General features: G+C 68.6%; 14 protein-coding genes. 3 read left to right on the forward strand and 11 right to left on the reverse strand.

All coding sequences use genetic code 11. The features are described from left to right. Positions 1 to 7 precede the first annotated feature (7 nt). Positions 8 to 946 carry a nucleoside hydrolase gene (locus tag ACNR9W_RS10195; RefSeq protein ID WP_419267438.1) on the forward strand — a complete coding sequence of 313 codons (939 nt, stop codon included), beginning with the start codon at positions 8 to 10 and terminating at the stop codon, positions 944 to 946. On the opposite strand, the gene ACNR9W_RS10200 is transcribed toward ACNR9W_RS10195, so the two are convergent. The 9 genes from ACNR9W_RS10200 to pyrH form a co-directional block, all read right to left on the reverse strand. Next, entirely contained in the window at positions 905 to 1,618 is a 714-nt protein-coding gene (locus ACNR9W_RS10200) for an OmpH/Skp family outer membrane protein (RefSeq protein ID WP_419267437.1), read from the reverse strand. The genes ACNR9W_RS10195 and ACNR9W_RS10200 overlap by 42 nt on opposite strands. Further along, entirely contained in the window at positions 1,618 to 3,933 is a 2,316-nt protein-coding gene (bamA, locus tag ACNR9W_RS10205; protein WP_419267435.1) for an outer membrane protein assembly factor BamA, read from the reverse strand. The genes ACNR9W_RS10200 and bamA overlap by 1 nt, the downstream gene beginning before the upstream one ends. Before the next feature lie 99 nt (positions 3,934 to 4,032). Further along, positions 4,033 to 5,364 carry an RIP metalloprotease RseP gene (rseP, locus tag ACNR9W_RS10210; protein WP_419267434.1) on the reverse strand — a complete coding sequence of 444 codons (1,332 nt, stop codon included), beginning with the start codon at positions 5,362 to 5,364 and terminating at the stop codon, positions 4,033 to 4,035. Further along, entirely contained in the window at positions 5,361 to 6,518 is a 1,158-nt protein-coding gene (dxr, locus tag ACNR9W_RS10215) for a 1-deoxy-D-xylulose-5-phosphate reductoisomerase (protein ID WP_419267433.1), read from the reverse strand. Before dxr ends, rseP begins: the two co-directional genes overlap by 4 nt. 3 nt (positions 6,519 to 6,521) lie before the next feature. Next, a complete protein-coding gene (locus ACNR9W_RS10220) occupies positions 6,522 to 7,343 on the reverse strand; it encodes a phosphatidate cytidylyltransferase (protein WP_419267432.1) in 822 nt (273 codons plus the stop codon). Positions 7,344 to 7,357: 14 nt separating this feature from the next. Further along, positions 7,358 to 8,095 (reverse strand): polyprenyl diphosphate synthase, encoded by a 738-nt coding sequence (gene uppS, locus ACNR9W_RS10225; RefSeq protein ID WP_419267431.1) that lies wholly within the window; start codon positions 8,093 to 8,095, stop codon positions 7,358 to 7,360. Between the two features lie 7 nt (positions 8,096 to 8,102). Beyond that, positions 8,103 to 8,666 carry a ribosome recycling factor gene (gene frr, locus ACNR9W_RS10230; protein ID WP_419267430.1) on the reverse strand — a complete coding sequence of 188 codons (564 nt, stop codon included), beginning with the start codon at positions 8,664 to 8,666 and terminating at the stop codon, positions 8,103 to 8,105. A gap of 81 nt (positions 8,667 to 8,747) precedes the next feature. Then, entirely contained in the window at positions 8,748 to 9,548 is an 801-nt protein-coding gene (locus ACNR9W_RS10235) for an ion transporter (RefSeq protein WP_419267429.1), read from the reverse strand. A gap of 10 nt (positions 9,549 to 9,558) precedes the next feature. Further along, positions 9,559 to 10,284 (reverse strand): UMP kinase, encoded by a 726-nt coding sequence (gene pyrH / locus ACNR9W_RS10240; protein WP_419267428.1) that lies wholly within the window; start codon positions 10,282 to 10,284, stop codon positions 9,559 to 9,561. A gap of 81 nt (positions 10,285 to 10,365) precedes the next feature. On the opposite strand from pyrH, the gene miaA reads away from it, so the two are divergent. Next, on the forward strand, positions 10,366 to 11,265 hold the full coding sequence (gene miaA / locus ACNR9W_RS10245) for a tRNA (adenosine(37)-N6)-dimethylallyltransferase MiaA (protein WP_419267427.1): 900 nt from the start codon (positions 10,366 to 10,368) through the stop codon (positions 11,263 to 11,265). A 164-nt stretch (positions 11,266 to 11,429) separates the two neighbouring features. Further along, complete coding sequence (locus ACNR9W_RS10250; protein WP_419267425.1) at positions 11,430 to 12,389, forward strand: helix-turn-helix domain-containing protein; 960 nt, start codon at positions 11,430 to 11,432, stop codon at positions 12,387 to 12,389. Positions 12,390 to 12,397: 8 nt separating this feature from the next. Here the strand turns inward: ACNR9W_RS10250 and ACNR9W_RS10255 are convergent, their stop codons facing one another. Both ACNR9W_RS10255 and ACNR9W_RS10260 read right to left on the reverse strand, forming a co-directional pair. Further along, positions 12,398 to 13,150, reverse strand: a complete 753-nt coding sequence (locus tag ACNR9W_RS10255; protein ID WP_419267424.1) for an RlmE family RNA methyltransferase — start codon at positions 13,148 to 13,150, stop codon at positions 12,398 to 12,400. Next, complete coding sequence (locus ACNR9W_RS10260; RefSeq protein WP_419267422.1) at positions 13,150 to 14,271, reverse strand: Ppx/GppA phosphatase family protein; 1,122 nt, start codon at positions 14,269 to 14,271, stop codon at positions 13,150 to 13,152. The genes ACNR9W_RS10255 and ACNR9W_RS10260 overlap by 1 nt, the downstream gene beginning before the upstream one ends. Between the last annotated feature and the right edge of the window lie 15 nt (positions 14,272 to 14,286).

Genomic DNA, 14,286 nt, shown 5'->3' on the forward strand with positions numbered 1-14,286 from the left:
GCCAGGCATGGCGCAGAAGATCATCATCGACACCGACCCCGGACAGGACGACGCCGTGGCCATCCTGCTGGCGCTGGCCTCACCCGAACTGGAGGTGCTGGGCATCGTGGCCGTCGCGGGCAACGTGCCGCTGGCACTGACCGAGGTGAATGCCCGCAAGGTGGTCGAACTGTCGGGCCGGACCGACATCCCGGTCTTTGCCGGCTGCGACCGGCCGCTGTCGCGGGACCTCGTGACGGCCGAGCATGTGCATGGCAAGACCGGCCTCGACGGGATCGAACTGCCCGCGCCTACCCTGCCGCTGCAGGAGGGCGACGGCGTCGATTTCATCATCGACACGCTGCGCCGCGAGCCTGCGGGAACCGTCACGCTGGTCCCCATCGGGCCGCTGACCAACATCGCCGCGGCCTTCCGCCGGGCCCCCGACATCGTCGCCCGCGTCCAGCGGATCGTCCTGATGGGCGGCGCCTATTTCGAGGTCGGCAACATCACCCCGGCGGCCGAGTTCAACATCTATGTCGATCCCGAGGCCGCGGCCGAGGTCTTCGCGTCGGGCGTGCCCTTGGTGGTGATGCCGCTGGACGTGACGCACAAGGCGTTGACCTCGCGCGAATGGGTGGAGGCGATGCGCGCCCTGCCCGGCCGCTGCGGTCCCGCCGTCGCCGGCTGGACGGATTTCTTCGAACGCTTCGACACCGCGAAATATGGCAGCCTCGGCGCCCCCCTGCACGATCCCTGCACCATCGCCTGGCTGCTGCAGCCCGACCTGTTCCAAGGCCGCGAGATCAATGTCGAGATCGAGACCGAGGGCCGCTGGACCATCGGCATGACGGTCGCGGACTGGTGGCGCGTCAGCGGGCGCCCGGCCAATGCGCTGTTCTTGAAGGATGTCGACCGCGACGCCCTATTCGACCTGATCCGGCAGCGCATCGCCCGCCTGCCCTGACCCCTCTGGCGCGTCCTGCTGCTGCGGCAGGGGCACGGCGCCTTCACCATCCCCAAGCCGGCGGTCCGCGGCCGCGACCAGGTCATCGGTCACGTCGATGGCATCCAGCGACACAAAGACCGTCCGCCGATCCAGAACGGCCACCGCGCCGCGATCCTGCATGACCTGGCCCATGACCGGCAGCGCCGCGCGGAAAAAGGCGCTGCGGTCGGCCTCGGCCCAGGCATTCAGCGCCTGGACGGCCTGCGCACGCTCGCGGCGGACCTCGGTCGCGCGGAGGTCGAAGTTTTCGGCCATGCGCCGGAACTCCGCTGGCGGCAGCACCGCACGTTGGCCGGTCAGGCGCGCCTCCTCGGCGGACAGAAGCTGGGTCAGGCGCTCGTTCTCGACCGCGATGATCTCGCCCTCGGCCTCCAGCCTTGCCTGGGCGCGCTTGCCCCAGGCGGAGGTCAGGTAGAGCAGGTCCTGGTCCAGCGTCAGGACCGGCGCCTGCCCCTGCGCCAGGCCCGCGGCGGGGATGGTGCGGCTTGGCAGGTCGTCGCGCGGCTGCAGCGGCTCGACCGCCGGCATCTCGGGGTCGAGAGGCTCGGGCGGCGGGGCATCCTGGGCCTGCGCGGCCGCAGCCAGCCCCGACATCAGGGCCAGCGCCAGGATCCCGTGCCGCAGGCGCATCAGAACCGCGTCTGGATGGTCAGGTCGAAGTTCTGATCCAGGTCATAGTCTTCCTTACGCACCGCCTTGGAAAAGTTGAAGCGCAGGGGACCGATCGGCGTGGTCCAGAAGATCGAGGCGCCGACCGCGGCCCGGACATACATGTCGTCGTCGATGGCGACGAACGCGCCGGTCTCCGGATCGTCATAGCTGGCCCGGTCAAGCCCCCAGAGCGAGCCCGCATCGGCAAAGAGACCGCCCGAAATGCCGTATTCCTCGGGCAGGCCCAGGGGGAACTGCGCCTCGGCGCGTGCGGCCCAGTAGTAGTTGCCGCCAAGCGCATCCTCGTTGGGCGCCGCCAGGTCGCGCGGGCCCAGGCCGTTCGATTCGAACCCGCGGACCCGGTTCCCGGTGCGGAAACGGTCGAGGATCCAGCTGGAATAATCGCCATAGGTATAGATCGCGCCCGCCTCGACCTCGGCGCGCAGCGTGACCTCCGGCCGCCATGCCGTGCTTTCGACGCCGACCAGGGCGGTCGTGGTCACCGTCTTGGTGTCGCCCCCGGCCCCGGCGAAGTCCTGCGAGAAACGCAGCCGATAGGCGGTCAGCGGGTCAAGGCCCGTGCGGCGCGAATCCCAGTTGTAGGTATAGCCGAGTGCCGAGGTCAGGCGTGTGCCCGTCTCGGCGATCAGCAGCGGCGAGCTGTCCTCGGTCACGTTGTCCAGCTTGTCCTCGGCCACGCGATAGCGCAGCTCCAGACGGCCGTTCTCGGACAAGGGGAACTCGATCGACGGCTGGATGCGGATCGAACGGGTGTCATAGTCCGAGTTCAGGCTCTCGGTCTCGTTGTAGCTGGCCGAAAAGCCGAAGCGGAGGTCGCGGCCCAAAAAGAAGGGCTCGACAAAGTTGATGCCGGCCGCGCGGTCGCCGCTGGCGGTCGAGACCTGCAGGCCCAGGGTCTGGCCGCGGCCCAGGAAGTTCCGCTCGGTCAGCGAGGCGTTGAAGCCCACGCCCGAGCTGACGCCATAGGAGGCGCCGAAGGACAGCGAGCCGGTCGGCTGCTCCTCGACGGCGACGCCGACGATGACCTGGTCGGGGCTGCTGCCCTGGCGCGTCTCGACCTGGGCGTCGGTGAAATAGCCAAGCGCCCGGATGCGTTCGGCCGAATTGCGGATCTCGCGCGGGTTCAGCGGGTCGCCCTCGACCGTGTTGAACTGGCGGCGGATCACCTCGTCCAGCGTGGTCGTGTTGCCCTCGATGTCGATGCGCTCGACAAAGACGCGTTCGCCGCGGGTCAAGGCGAAGGTGAGGTCCAGCGTCTGGTTCGACGGGTTGCGCGTGACGCGCGGCTCGATGCTGACGAAGTTCAGCCCCTGCTGGATCGCCACCGTCTCCATCCGGCGGATGGTCGTGTCGATGACCGACGGGTTGTAGACATCGCCGCGCTTGACGCGGTTCTGTTCGCCGAAGGCCGCGGCATCCACGCCCGGGATCTCGGATACCGTCTGGACCTGGCCAAAGCGATAGCGCGGCCCTTCCTGGATGTTGAAGGTGATGAAGAAGGCGTCGCGCTCGCGCGCGATCTCGGGGGCGACGGCCTGCACACGGAAATCGGCATATCCCTGCGAGCGGTAGAATTCGGTCAGCAGCCGCTCGTCCAGCGGGATCCGCTCGGGTGCAAAGGTGTCGCGGCGGATGAAGGTGCGCAGGATGCCCGCTTGCTTGGTCTCCAGCACGTTGCGCAGGCGGCGGTCGGAAAAGGCCCGGTTGCCGGTAAAGCTGATGCGCTCGATCTCGGTCACCGCGCCTTCGCGGATCTCGAAGACCAGGTCCACGCGGTTGCCGCTGCGGCGGATGATGCGCGGATCGACGCGGGCGGCCAGCCGGCCTTCGGCGGCATAGGTCTGCGCAATCGCCTGCGCGTCCTGGATCGCCTGGCTGGGCTGATAAACGCGGCGCGACTGGCTGCGGACGATCTCGGACAGGCGGGCGTCGTTCAGGCGGCGATTGCCCTCGAAGCTGATCCGGCCGATCGTGGGGTATTCGCTGACCCGCACGGTCAGCTGCCCACCCTGCGGCACCAGCTCGACCGTCTCGAACAGGCCCGAATTCTGCAGGCGCTGCAGGGCCTCGTTCACCTGGCCGGGGCTGACATCCTCGCCGCGCGGCAGGTTCAGATAGGACAGGATGGTGCCGGTCTCGATCTGGCTGTTGCCCTCGACCCGGATCTCGTTGAACACCAGTGCCGCGGCGGGAAGCGGCGCGAGGGCCGCAGGACCGGTGATCGCCAAGGCCGCCATCAGCGCAACCGCGCCCTTGCCCAGTTTCCGTGTCATCGAAAGCCCCTCTTTCAGCCTGTGCGCCCATGCCGGGCCTGTCGTTTTGCCTTTTTCTCTAGCCCCAACAGGCGGGGGCTGTCAAAAGCGCATCGACCGTCAGGGGCAGAAAAGATCGTTCGTGAGCCCGAAAACCATCAGTGTCAGCACCGCCGCCATGCCAAGGGTCGTCAGCAGGTTCAGCACCCGGTCCGAAGGCGGGCGCCCGCTGATCGCCTCGTAGGTGTAGAACATCAGGTGCCCGCCATCCAGGACGGGGATCGGCAGCAGGTTCAGGAACCCGATGGCGGCGGACAGGACCGCGATCCACCACAGGAAATTCGCGCCCCCCGCGCTGGCGGCCTGGCCGGTGCTTTCGGCGATGCTGATCGCGCCGCCCAGGTTGCAGGTGCCGATCTGGCCCGAGATCATCGCCCAGATGCCAGTCAGGGACGAGGTGATGATCCCCCAGGTCTGACGCGCGCCGATGGCCAGCGCCTCCAGCGGTCCGGCGCGACGGGTCTCGGGGGCAAAGAAGCTGTCGCCGCCGGTGACGCCGATCATCCAGCGCTGCTCGAACCCGCCCTCGGCCACGGGCAGGTCCGACAGCTTGGGCCGCAGGGTCACGTCCAGCTCGCCCGCATCCGGACGCCACAGGCGCAGGGCCAGCGGTTCGCCCTTGGCCGCCTCCACGGCCTCGCGCATCTGGGTAAAGCGGGTGACGGGACGGCCGTCGATGGCCAGGACCACGTCGCCCGCGCGCAGGCCCGCCTCGGCGGCGGCGCTGCGGGGCGCCACGCCCGACACGCGTGCGGGCATGGGATCGGGACCTGTCACCGTCAGTTCCGTCCCCTGCCGTTCGACGCGCCACTGCTGCTGGGCCGCCACCGGCAAGGCCTCGGCCGCGCGGGACAGGTCGCGCCAGTCGGCCACGGGCAGATCGCCCACGGCCAGGATCCGGTCGCCGGGCTGCAGCTGGTTCTCGATCCCCGGCGGCGCCTCGGCCACGCGCCCGACCCGCACCTCGTCGGCGACGATGCCCTGCACGATCGCGAAGCCGCCGAAGATCAGGATCGACAGCACGAAATTGAAGACCGGTCCCGCCAGCAGCGTGGCGAACCGCGCCCAAAGCGGCGCCCCCGTCAGCGTCTGCCGGCGCAGCGCGGGATCGACCGCCCGGCCGGGCCCGGCGCTGGCGGCGTTGTCGTCGCCCAGAAACCGCACATAGCCGCCAAGCGGCACGGCTGCCACCTGCCACAGGGTCCCGCGCCGGTCGCGGCGCGACATCAGGCGCGGCCCGAAGCCCACGGAAAACACCTCGGCCCGGATGCCGGACCAGCGGCCGACGATGTAATGCCCGTATTCATGGACCGTCACGATCACCGCCAATGCCACCACGAAGGCCGCCAGCGTCCAGAGCGTGCTGCCGGTCTGCAGGATCAGGTCGGTCATGCGGCGGCCTTTCGTCGTGCCCGGCGGTCCCAGTGCAGGACGGCCTCCAGGCTGTCGGGATCGGCGCCGAAATCGCCCTCGGCCGACAGGTCGGCCAGCACGGCCTCGACCCGCGGCGCCATGTCGGTAAAGCGGACGCGCCCGGCGATGAAATCGTCCAGCGCCTGTTCCTTGGCGGCATTGAAGACCGCCCCGGCCGCGCCGCCCGCCGCCATCACCTCGCGCGCCAGGCGCAGGGCGGGCCAGCGGACCTCATCGGGGGCGCGGAAGGTCAGGGCACCAAGCGCCGCCAGGTCCAGTGCGGGAACCGGCAGCGGACGGCGGGTCGGCCAGTGCAGCGCATAGCCGATGGCGTGGCGCATGTCGGGCGCGCCCAGATGCGCGATGCTGCCGCCGTCGTGATGCGTGACCATCGCGTGGATGATCGATTCCGGATGGACCAGCACCTTGATGCGGTCAGGCCCGAGGCCGAAGAACTCCTTGGCCTCGATTACTTCCATCGCCTTGTTGAACATCGAGGCGCTGTCGATGGTGATGCGCTGGCCCATCGCCCAGTTCGGATGGGTCGAGGCCTGGGCCACCGTCGCAGCCGCCAGCCGCTCCAGCGGCCAGTCGCGGAAGGCGCCCCCCGAAGCGGTGATGGTGACATCCTTGACGGAATCGAGGTTCTCCGCACCAAGCGCCTGAAACAGTGCGGAATGTTCGCTGTCCACCGGCAGGATGGTGGTGCCGGCGGCCTTGCCCGTGCGGCGCAGCAGCGCGCCTGCGCAGACCAGGGATTCCTTGTTGGCCAGCGCCAGGACCCCGCCCTGCGACAGCGCCGCCAGACCAGGGGCAAGGCCCGCGGCGCCGACGATGGCCGACAGGACCCAGTCGGCGGGACGGCCCGCGGCCTCCATCAGCGCGGCCTCTCCCGCCGCAGCCTCGACGCCGCTGCCTTCCAGGGCCGCGCGCAGGTCGTCCAGCAACTCCTCATGCGCGGTGACGGCAATCTCGGCCTGCAATTCGCGCGCCATGCGGGCCAGCCGCGCAATGTTGCGCCCGCCGGTCAGCGCCACGACGTGATAGGCGGCAGGCCCGCCCGCATGCCGGATCAGGTCAACGCCGTTCGCGCCGACCGACCCGGTCGCGCCAAAGATCGAGATTCGTCTCATTCGTCAGTTCACCACGGGCAGGCTGGTCAGAAGGCCGATTACCATGGTCGCCAGAACGGCGCCCGTCACTGCGTCAAATCGATCCATGAAGCCGCCATGACCGGGGATCAGGTTCGAGCTGTCCTTGACCCCGGCGCGCCGCTTCAGCCAGCTTTCGGCGATATCGCCCATCTGGCCCGCAAAGCAGACCAGCGGCGAGATCCAGACCAGTGTCCGGTCCCCGACCCCGGCCCACCACAGGAACAGGCCCATCAGGCAGGCGCCGATCCAGCCGGCAATGGTGCCCGACCAGGTCTTCTTGGGGCTGACGGCCGGCCAGAACTTGGGGCCGCCGATCACCCGGCCAAAGAAATATCCGGCCGTGTCCGAGATGATGATCACGCCCATCAGCCACAGAACGAAGTTCAGGCCATAGTTTTCGCGAAAACCCACCAGCCCGAAGGCGACCAGCAGGATCGCCGCGCCGAAGATCGCATAGGTCAGCCGGTCGCGCCGTGCCGCACCGGGCAGGCCCAGGATGATCGGCACCACCAGCGCCGTCCAGGCCAGGGGCAGCCCGGTCAGGGCCACGGCCTGCGACACGCCCGCGATGGCCGCCAGGGCGATGGGGCGGCTGCGGCCGAACAGCGTGACGTGGCGGGCGGGACGCCGCCAGCCGGTCATGGCCGCAAGCTCCCAGAAAGTCACGGCCGAGATCACCGCCATGCCCAGCCGCAGCCAGGCGCCCTGCGCCACGGCCAGCAGCACCCCGATCCCCAGCAGCACCAGGGTCGAGGCGACGCGCCGGGACAGGTCGCCCCACTTGCCGGGCGGACCCGCCCTCATGGCCGCCCGCACCGTCATGCGCCGCCGAAGCGCCGCTCGCGCAGGCCGTAGCGGTCCAGGATCGTCGCCAGGTGGGCCGGGGTGAAGTCGGGCCAGAGCGTCGGCGTGAACTCATATTCGGCATAGGCCGCCTGCCAGGGCAGGAAGTTCGAGGTCCGCGTCTCGCCCGAGGTGCGGATCACCAGGTCTGGATCGGGATGTCCGGCGGTGTCCATGCAATCGGCCAGGTCGGCCTCGGTCGGCTTGACGATCTGCCCCTCGGCGATCTTCTGGGCCAGCCGGGTCGAGGCGCGCACCAGCTCGTCCCGCCCGCCATAATTGATCGCCACCGTCAGGTTCAGGCGCGTGTTGCCGGCCGTGCGGGCCTCGATCGAGGCCATCAGGTCCTGCAGCTTGCGGTCCAGCCGCTCGCGCCCGCCGATGAAGCGCATCCGCACGCCCTCGGCGGACATGCCCTCGGCCTCGCGCTCGATATAGCGGCGGAAGATCTTCATCAGGCCCAGGACTTCCTCGGCCGAGCGTTTCCAGTTCTCGGTCGAGAAGGCATAGACGGTCAGCCAGTCCACGCCCAGGTCGGGACAGGCGCGGACGATCTGCTTGACGCGCTCGGCACCGCGCCGGTGGCCGACAAGGCGCGGCCAGCTGCGTTCGGTGGCCCAGCGGCCGTTCCCGTCCATGATGATGGCAACGTGGCGGGGACGGGTCGTGCCCCCCGTCGCCGCCGCGTTCGCTGCGCCCCGTGCGAATACCATGATGGTGTCAGACCTGCATGATCTCGGCCTGCTTGGCCGTCAGTGCCTCGTCGACCGCGGCGATCATGCGATCGGTCAGGGTCTGGATCTCGGATTCCCAGAACTTCTGGTCATCCTCGGGCATGCCGTTGGACTTGCCCTTCTTGACCTGGTCCATGCCGTCGCGGCGCACGTTGCGGATCGAGACGCGGGCATGTTCGGCATATTGCGCGGCGACCTTGGTCAGCTCGCGGCGGCGCTCCTCGTTCAGTTCGGGGATCGGCAGCATGATGATGGTGCCGTTGGTCTGCGGGTTGATGCCCAGGCCGCTTTCGCGCAGCGCCTTTTCCACCTTGCCGACCATGCCCTTGTCCCAGATGTTGATCGTGACCATCCGCGGCTCGGGCACGTTCACCGTGCCCAGCTGGTTGATCGGGGTCATCTGTCCATAGGCATCGACCTGCACGGGATCGATCATCGAGGCCGAGGCGCGTCCGGTCCGCAGGCTGGCAAATTCGCCCCGCAGACTGTCCATCGCGCCCTTCATCCGCCGTTCCAGATCGTCAATGTCGATTTCGATGTCCTCAGCCATGTCCGACTGCCTCTGCTTTGGATTTTTTCCGCTTGTAACCGCAATGGTCAGGGTTGGCAAAGCCTTTGCCCCAAGCATTTGTCAGACGTCCCTGCCGGGCTGGCGGCCCTGCTCCTGCGCGGCCAGCCGGGTCTCGATCGCCGCCAGCCGCTCCAGCACCTCGTCGCGATAGGCGGCGGTGGCGGCGGTCTCCTCCTCCTGGTGGGCCTCCTGCATCGAGTTCACGATCAGGCCCACGACCAGGTTCATCACCGCGAATGTGGTCACCAGGATGAAGGGGATGAAGAACAGCCAGGCCAGCGGATAGGCCTCCATCACCGGCCGCACGATCCCCATGGACCAGCTTTCCAGCGTCATGATCTGGAACAGCGAATAGGCGGAATTGCCCAAGTCGCCGAACCAGTCGGGAAAGGAGCCGGCAAACAGCTTGGTCGCCATGACCGCGAAGATGTAGAAGATGATCCCCATCAGCAGGAAGACGCTGGCCATGCCCGGCAGCGCCGACAGGAACCCCTCGACCACGCGGCGCAGGCGCGGCGTGACCGAGATGATGCGCAGCAGCCGCAGGATCCGCAGCGCGCGCAGCACCGACAGGCCCTGCGTCGCCGGCACCAGCGCGATGCCCACGACGGCAAAGTCAAAGACGTTCCAGCCGTCGCGGAAGAAGCGCAGGCCCTGGGCATAGACCTTCAGCCCGATCTCGATCACGAAGATCGACAGGCAGAGCCGGTCCAGCGTCAGGATCAGCGGCCCGGCCGCCGACATGATCCGGACCGAGGTTTCCAGGCCCAGGATCAGCGCGTTGAAGATGATGACGCCGGTGATGAACCACTGCACCTTGCGGTGATGGACAAGGGCGTCGGCGCGCGCACGCAGCGTCATGGCGTCGGGGTCAGTTGTGCACGCGGGTATAGGTGCCGCGCCCTTCCAGGATCGAGCGGAACCCGCCCGGCGCGTCCAGCGAAAAGACGATGATCGGCAGCTTGTTGTCGCGCGCCAGGGCGATGGCCGACGCGTCCATCACGCCCAGGTGCTTTTGCAGCACCTCGTCATAGCTAACCTCGCCATAGCGCTTGGCGTCGGCATGCTTGACCGGGTCCTTGTCATAGACGCCGTCGACCTTGGTGCCCTTGAAGATCGCCTCGCAGTTCATTTCCGATGCGCGCAGGGTGGCCGCGGTGTCGGTGGTGAAATACGGGTTGCCGGTGCCGGCGGCAAAGATCACGATCCGCTTTTTCTCCAAGTGGCGGATGGCGCGGCGGCGGATATAGGGCTCGCAGACCTCGTCCATGCGGATCGCGCTGATCACGCGGCAGTGCAGGCCGCGCGCCTCCAGCGACGACTGCATCGCCAGCGCGTTCATCACGGTCGCCAGCATTCCCATATAGTCGGCGGTGGTCCGCTCCATCCCCTGGGCGCTGCCCTGCAGCCCGCGAAAGATGTTGCCGCCGCCGATCACCATGCAGACCTCGACGCCCATGGCCTGCACGGCCTCGACCTCGTTTGCGATCCGGGCGACGGTGGGCGGGTGCAGGCCATAGCCCTGGTCGCCCATCAGCGCCTCGCCCGAGATCTTCAGCATCACGCGGTCATAGTGCTTGGGGGTCTCGGTGGTCATTGGGAACTCCTGTCGCCGGTCGCTTTCATCGCGCCGTTAAATGTCGCAAAAGGGCCGCGGGATCAACTGCCCGGATCGGCCATGCGCGACCCTGACCTGACACAGATCGATGCCTCGCGCCACCTGCTGATCGCGGGGCCGACGGCCAGCGGCAAATCGGCGCTGGCCCTGGCGGTGGCGCGCGCGCAGGGCGGGCTGGTGGTGAATGCCGATGCGCTGCAGGTCTGGTCCTGCTGGCGGGTGCTGACCGCCCGCCCCTCTCCGCAGGACGAGGCCGCGGCGCCGCATGCGCTCTATGGCCATGTGGCCCCCGGGACCGCCTATTCGGTCGGCGACTGGCTGCGGCAGGTGGCGGCGCTGACGGACCGGCGGCTGATCGTGGTCGGCGGCACGGGCCTTTACCTGACCGCGCTGACGCGGGGGCTGGCGCAGATCCCGCCCACGCCCCCTGCCCTGCGCGCCCTGGCAGATGCGCGCATCGCGGCGCCGGACGGGCTGGCGGCGCTGGTGGCGGAACTGGATCCGCAGACGCGCGCGCAGATCGACCTTCGCAACCCCGTCCGGGTCCAGCGCGCATGGGAGGTGCTGCAGGCCACCGGGCGCGGCATCGCCGCCTGGCAGGCCGAGACGCCGCCGCCGCTGATCGCGCCGGAGGAGTGCCAGCGCATGCTGATCACCAGCGACCGCGACTGGCTGGCGGATCGCATCGCCCTGCGCTTTCGTGCCATGCTGGACCAGGGCGCGCTGGAGGAGGTCCGCGCGATGCTGCCCCTGTGGGACCCTGCCCAGCAATGGGCCAAGGCCATCGGCGCGCCGGAAATGATCGAGCACCTGCGCGGCCAGCTGACCCTGTCCGAGGCCGCCGAACGCGCGATCATCGCCTCGCGCCAGTATGCGAAGTCGCAGCGCATCTGGTTTCGCGGCCGGATGCGCGACTGGCAGATGTGGCAGGCCGATCACGACGGCCTGAAACCTGCGTGATCACGGGAAACCCGCAAGCAACTGTTGGAGTTTTACGCAGGATCGGCGATAATCCGCCAATCGATGTCGTAACCGGGACAGGTCAGATGTCGCTATGGGATCATTCAAGCTGGAAGGGCGGATTTCCGTTCACCCCAACCCGCCTCCGGCCGCAGGGTCGGGGCGTGAAAGGTCAGGGCGGCGACATCGACGTGACCGCCGCACATGTGCCGGATGCAGGGACGCATGTTCCCCGCCGCGACGAAAGTCAGGTCGCCCCGGTGCAGGCACGGATCGTCCTGCCGGATGCGATGGCGGTGCGGGTGGTTCCCGCCTCGCGCCGCTTCGCCCCGCGCGCCGCCAGCCTCCGACTGCTGCCGCTGGCGGCCTTCTCCTGGGGCAGCCGCAGCCTTCCCGCCCAGCCCCGCACCCGTCCCGAACATGTGCTGGTCTGGGTGACCGAAGGCCGGATGCGTCTGGATTTTCCCCGGCGAAGCGTGGTGATGGAGCCGGGTGACATCCGGTACATTCCCGCCGGCACCGCCTTTGCCGCCAAGCCCCAGCAGGGGGCGCAGGGCCATGTCCTGCTGGTGTCGCCCGAACTAACAACCGAAGTGGACCCGCCCCTACCCGCTAGCCTGACCGCAGGCTGCGCGGGCAAGGGCGCGGCGGCCCTGTTGGGGACGCTGCGCGAACTGGTGGAGGAGGCTACCAACGCCCCGGACCGCAAGGCGCTGAACTGCCACCTGAACCTGCTGTCCCTGCGCCTGACCCGGCTGGACCCGGCGCCGGACCACCGGCCCGCCGCGGGCCCGGCCCTGCCCGACCGTTCGCTGGTCGAGCAGTTCCTGACCTTGGCGGCGGCGGAGTTGGGCAATTGCCGGACGCTGGCCGATCAGGCGCAGGACCTGGGGACCACACTGACCCAGCTGGACCGCGCCTGCATCGAGGCCAAGGGGCGTCGCGCGGTGGAACTGATGCATGAACTGCGCCTGGAACGCGCGGCCGAGATGCTGCGCCACACCGACCGGACGCCCGCCCGCATCGCGCAGGAGTTGGGCTATGCCAGCCAGACCCATCTGACCCGCGCCTTCGTCGATGCCACGGGCCGTACGCCCGAGGCCTATCGCCTGCAGATGCGCTGACGCCCTGCTCAGTCCTCGGCTTCGGCGGACAGCGCCTCGCGTCCGCGAAAGCCGGTGGCAACCACGAATTTCTCGGACGAATCGCTGCGGCTGGCCGGCGGCTTGACGTTGGCGACCTTGGTGAAGTTGCGCTTGAGCATCGCCTGCATCTCGGTCTCGGCACCCCCGGCCAAAACTTTGGCGACGAAGGTGCCGCCCGGTTCCAGCACATCAAAGGCCAGCTGCGCCGCCGCCTCGACCAGGGCCACGATGCGGATGTGGTCGGTGCCCTTGTGCCCCGAGGAGGCCGCCGCCATGTCCGACATCACCACATCGGCCGGCCCGCCCAGCCATTCCTTCACCTGCTCGTCGGCGCCTTCGGACAGGAAATCCAGCACGTGGATCTCGGCGCCCGCGATGGGATCGACCTCCTGCAGGTCGAGGCCAAGCACGCGTCCGACCTTCTTGCCGGACTTCTCGCCCAGGGCATTTACCCGGGCGACGGCCACCTGGCACCAGCCGCCGGGGGCGCAGCCCAAGTCCACCACCCGCGCGCCGGGCACCAGGAAACGGTACTTGTCGTCCAGCTCCAGGATCTTGTAGGCCGCCCGCCCGCGATACCCTTCGCGCTTGGCCAGGGCCACATAAGGATCGTTCAGCTGGCGTTCCAGCCACAGCGTCGAAGACAGCTTGCGCCCCTTGGCGCTTTTGACGCGCACTCTCAGATCACGCGCGCCACGGCCGCTGGTCTTGCCGGCCCGGCTGGTCGGTTGTTTCGTCATCAGGCCACTCCGTTCAGTCCTTCGGGCGTCAGCACCCCATCGCGCACCATCTGTGCATAAAGCAACCCCTCGCGCAGGCCGCGATCGGCCACCGACAGCTTGTTCGTCGGCCAGACGCGCATCAGCGTCTGCAGGATCGCCGCCCCCGACATGATCAGCGCATGTCGTTCGCGCCCGATGCGCGGGTCGGTGCGCCGGCCTTCGGGGCCCAGCTGCAGATAGGAATGGATCACCCGGTCGATCTGGTCCGATGTCATCTCAAGCCCGTCGACCTTGGTGCGGTCATAGCGGCGCAGGCCCAGGAAGCTGGCCGCGACCGTGGTGACCGTGCCCGAGGTGCCGATGATCTGGAACCCCTCGTCCGGCGATCCGTCCGCATAGGGCGTGAAATTTGCCAGCGCCTCCTCGAAGAACCAGGACATCAGCGCGAACCGGCCTTGGTCGTCCTCCACATCCGCGAACTGGTCGCGCAGCGTCGCCACGCCCAGGGGCACGCTGATCCAGTCGACGACGCGCGCGCCGCCCGGCTGCGGGTTCCCAAAGCCGTCGGACAGGCGCATGATCGCGCGCGGACGCTCCTTGGGCTCCACGTCCTCCAGGTCGATCCAGACCAGTTCGGTCGAACCGCCGCCGATATCGACCACCATCAGCGTCTCGGTCTTGTGGCTGACCAAGGGGGCGCAGCTGATCACGGCCAGGCGCGCCTCTTCCTCGGCGCCGATGATCTCGATCGGCAGGCCGGTCTCGCGGCGGATCGTGCGCATGAAGTCGCGGCTGTTCCTGGCACGGCGACATGCCTCCGTGGCCACAAGGCGCATGTTGCGCACCTTGTGCTGATCCAGCTTGCGCTTGCAGACCTGCAGCGCATGCACGGTGCGCGCCATCGAGCTGCGGGACAGGCGTCCCGAAGCTTCCAGCCCCTGCCCAAGCTGAACCGGCTTGGAGAAGCTGTCGACGACCTGGAACTGACTGCCCGTCGGTCGGGCAATCAGCATCCGGCACGAATTTGTCCCCAAGTCGAGCGCAGCATAAAGCGCGCCCTCCTCGGGGTGTCGGGTGCCCGACGGCTCTACCGTATTTCTCGGGAACGCGTCCGCACCCGCAGGACGCTTGGGCGTCATGACACACGCCCTCCG

The organism is Paracoccus sp. T5 (genome assembly GCF_048538155.2).
Taxonomy (GTDB): Bacteria; Pseudomonadota; Alphaproteobacteria; order Rhodobacterales; family Rhodobacteraceae; genus Paracoccus.

Coding starts and splice junctions, on each gene's coding strand:
- miaA (WP_419267427.1), top strand. CDS start 10,366: ATGCGCGACCCTGACCTGACACAGATCGATGCCTCGCGCCACCTGCTG.
- frr (WP_419267430.1), bottom strand. CDS start 8,666: ATGGCTGAGGACATCGAAATCGACATTGACGATCTGGAACGGCGGATG.
- ACNR9W_RS10255 (WP_419267424.1), bottom strand. CDS start 13,150: ATGACGAAACAACCGACCAGCCGGGCCGGCAAGACCAGCGGCCGTGGC.
- ACNR9W_RS10220 (WP_419267432.1), bottom strand. CDS start 7,343: ATGAGGGCGGGTCCGCCCGGCAAGTGGGGCGACCTGTCCCGGCGCGTC.
- uppS (WP_419267431.1), bottom strand. CDS start 8,095: ATGGTATTCGCACGGGGCGCAGCGAACGCGGCGGCGACGGGGGGCACG.
- ACNR9W_RS10195 (WP_419267438.1), top strand. CDS start 8: ATGGCGCAGAAGATCATCATCGACACCGACCCCGGACAGGACGACGCC.
- pyrH (WP_419267428.1), bottom strand. CDS start 10,284: ATGACCACCGAGACCCCCAAGCACTATGACCGCGTGATGCTGAAGATC.
- dxr (WP_419267433.1), bottom strand. CDS start 6,518: ATGAGACGAATCTCGATCTTTGGCGCGACCGGGTCGGTCGGCGCGAAC.
- ACNR9W_RS10235 (WP_419267429.1), bottom strand. CDS start 9,548: ATGACGCTGCGTGCGCGCGCCGACGCCCTTGTCCATCACCGCAAGGTG.
- ACNR9W_RS10200 (WP_419267437.1), bottom strand. CDS start 1,618: ATGCGCCTGCGGCACGGGATCCTGGCGCTGGCCCTGATGTCGGGGCTG.
- rseP (WP_419267434.1), bottom strand. CDS start 5,364: ATGACCGACCTGATCCTGCAGACCGGCAGCACGCTCTGGACGCTGGCG.
- bamA (WP_419267435.1), bottom strand. CDS start 3,933: ATGACACGGAAACTGGGCAAGGGCGCGGTTGCGCTGATGGCGGCCTTG.
- ACNR9W_RS10260 (WP_419267422.1), bottom strand. CDS start 14,271: ATGACGCCCAAGCGTCCTGCGGGTGCGGACGCGTTCCCGAGAAATACG.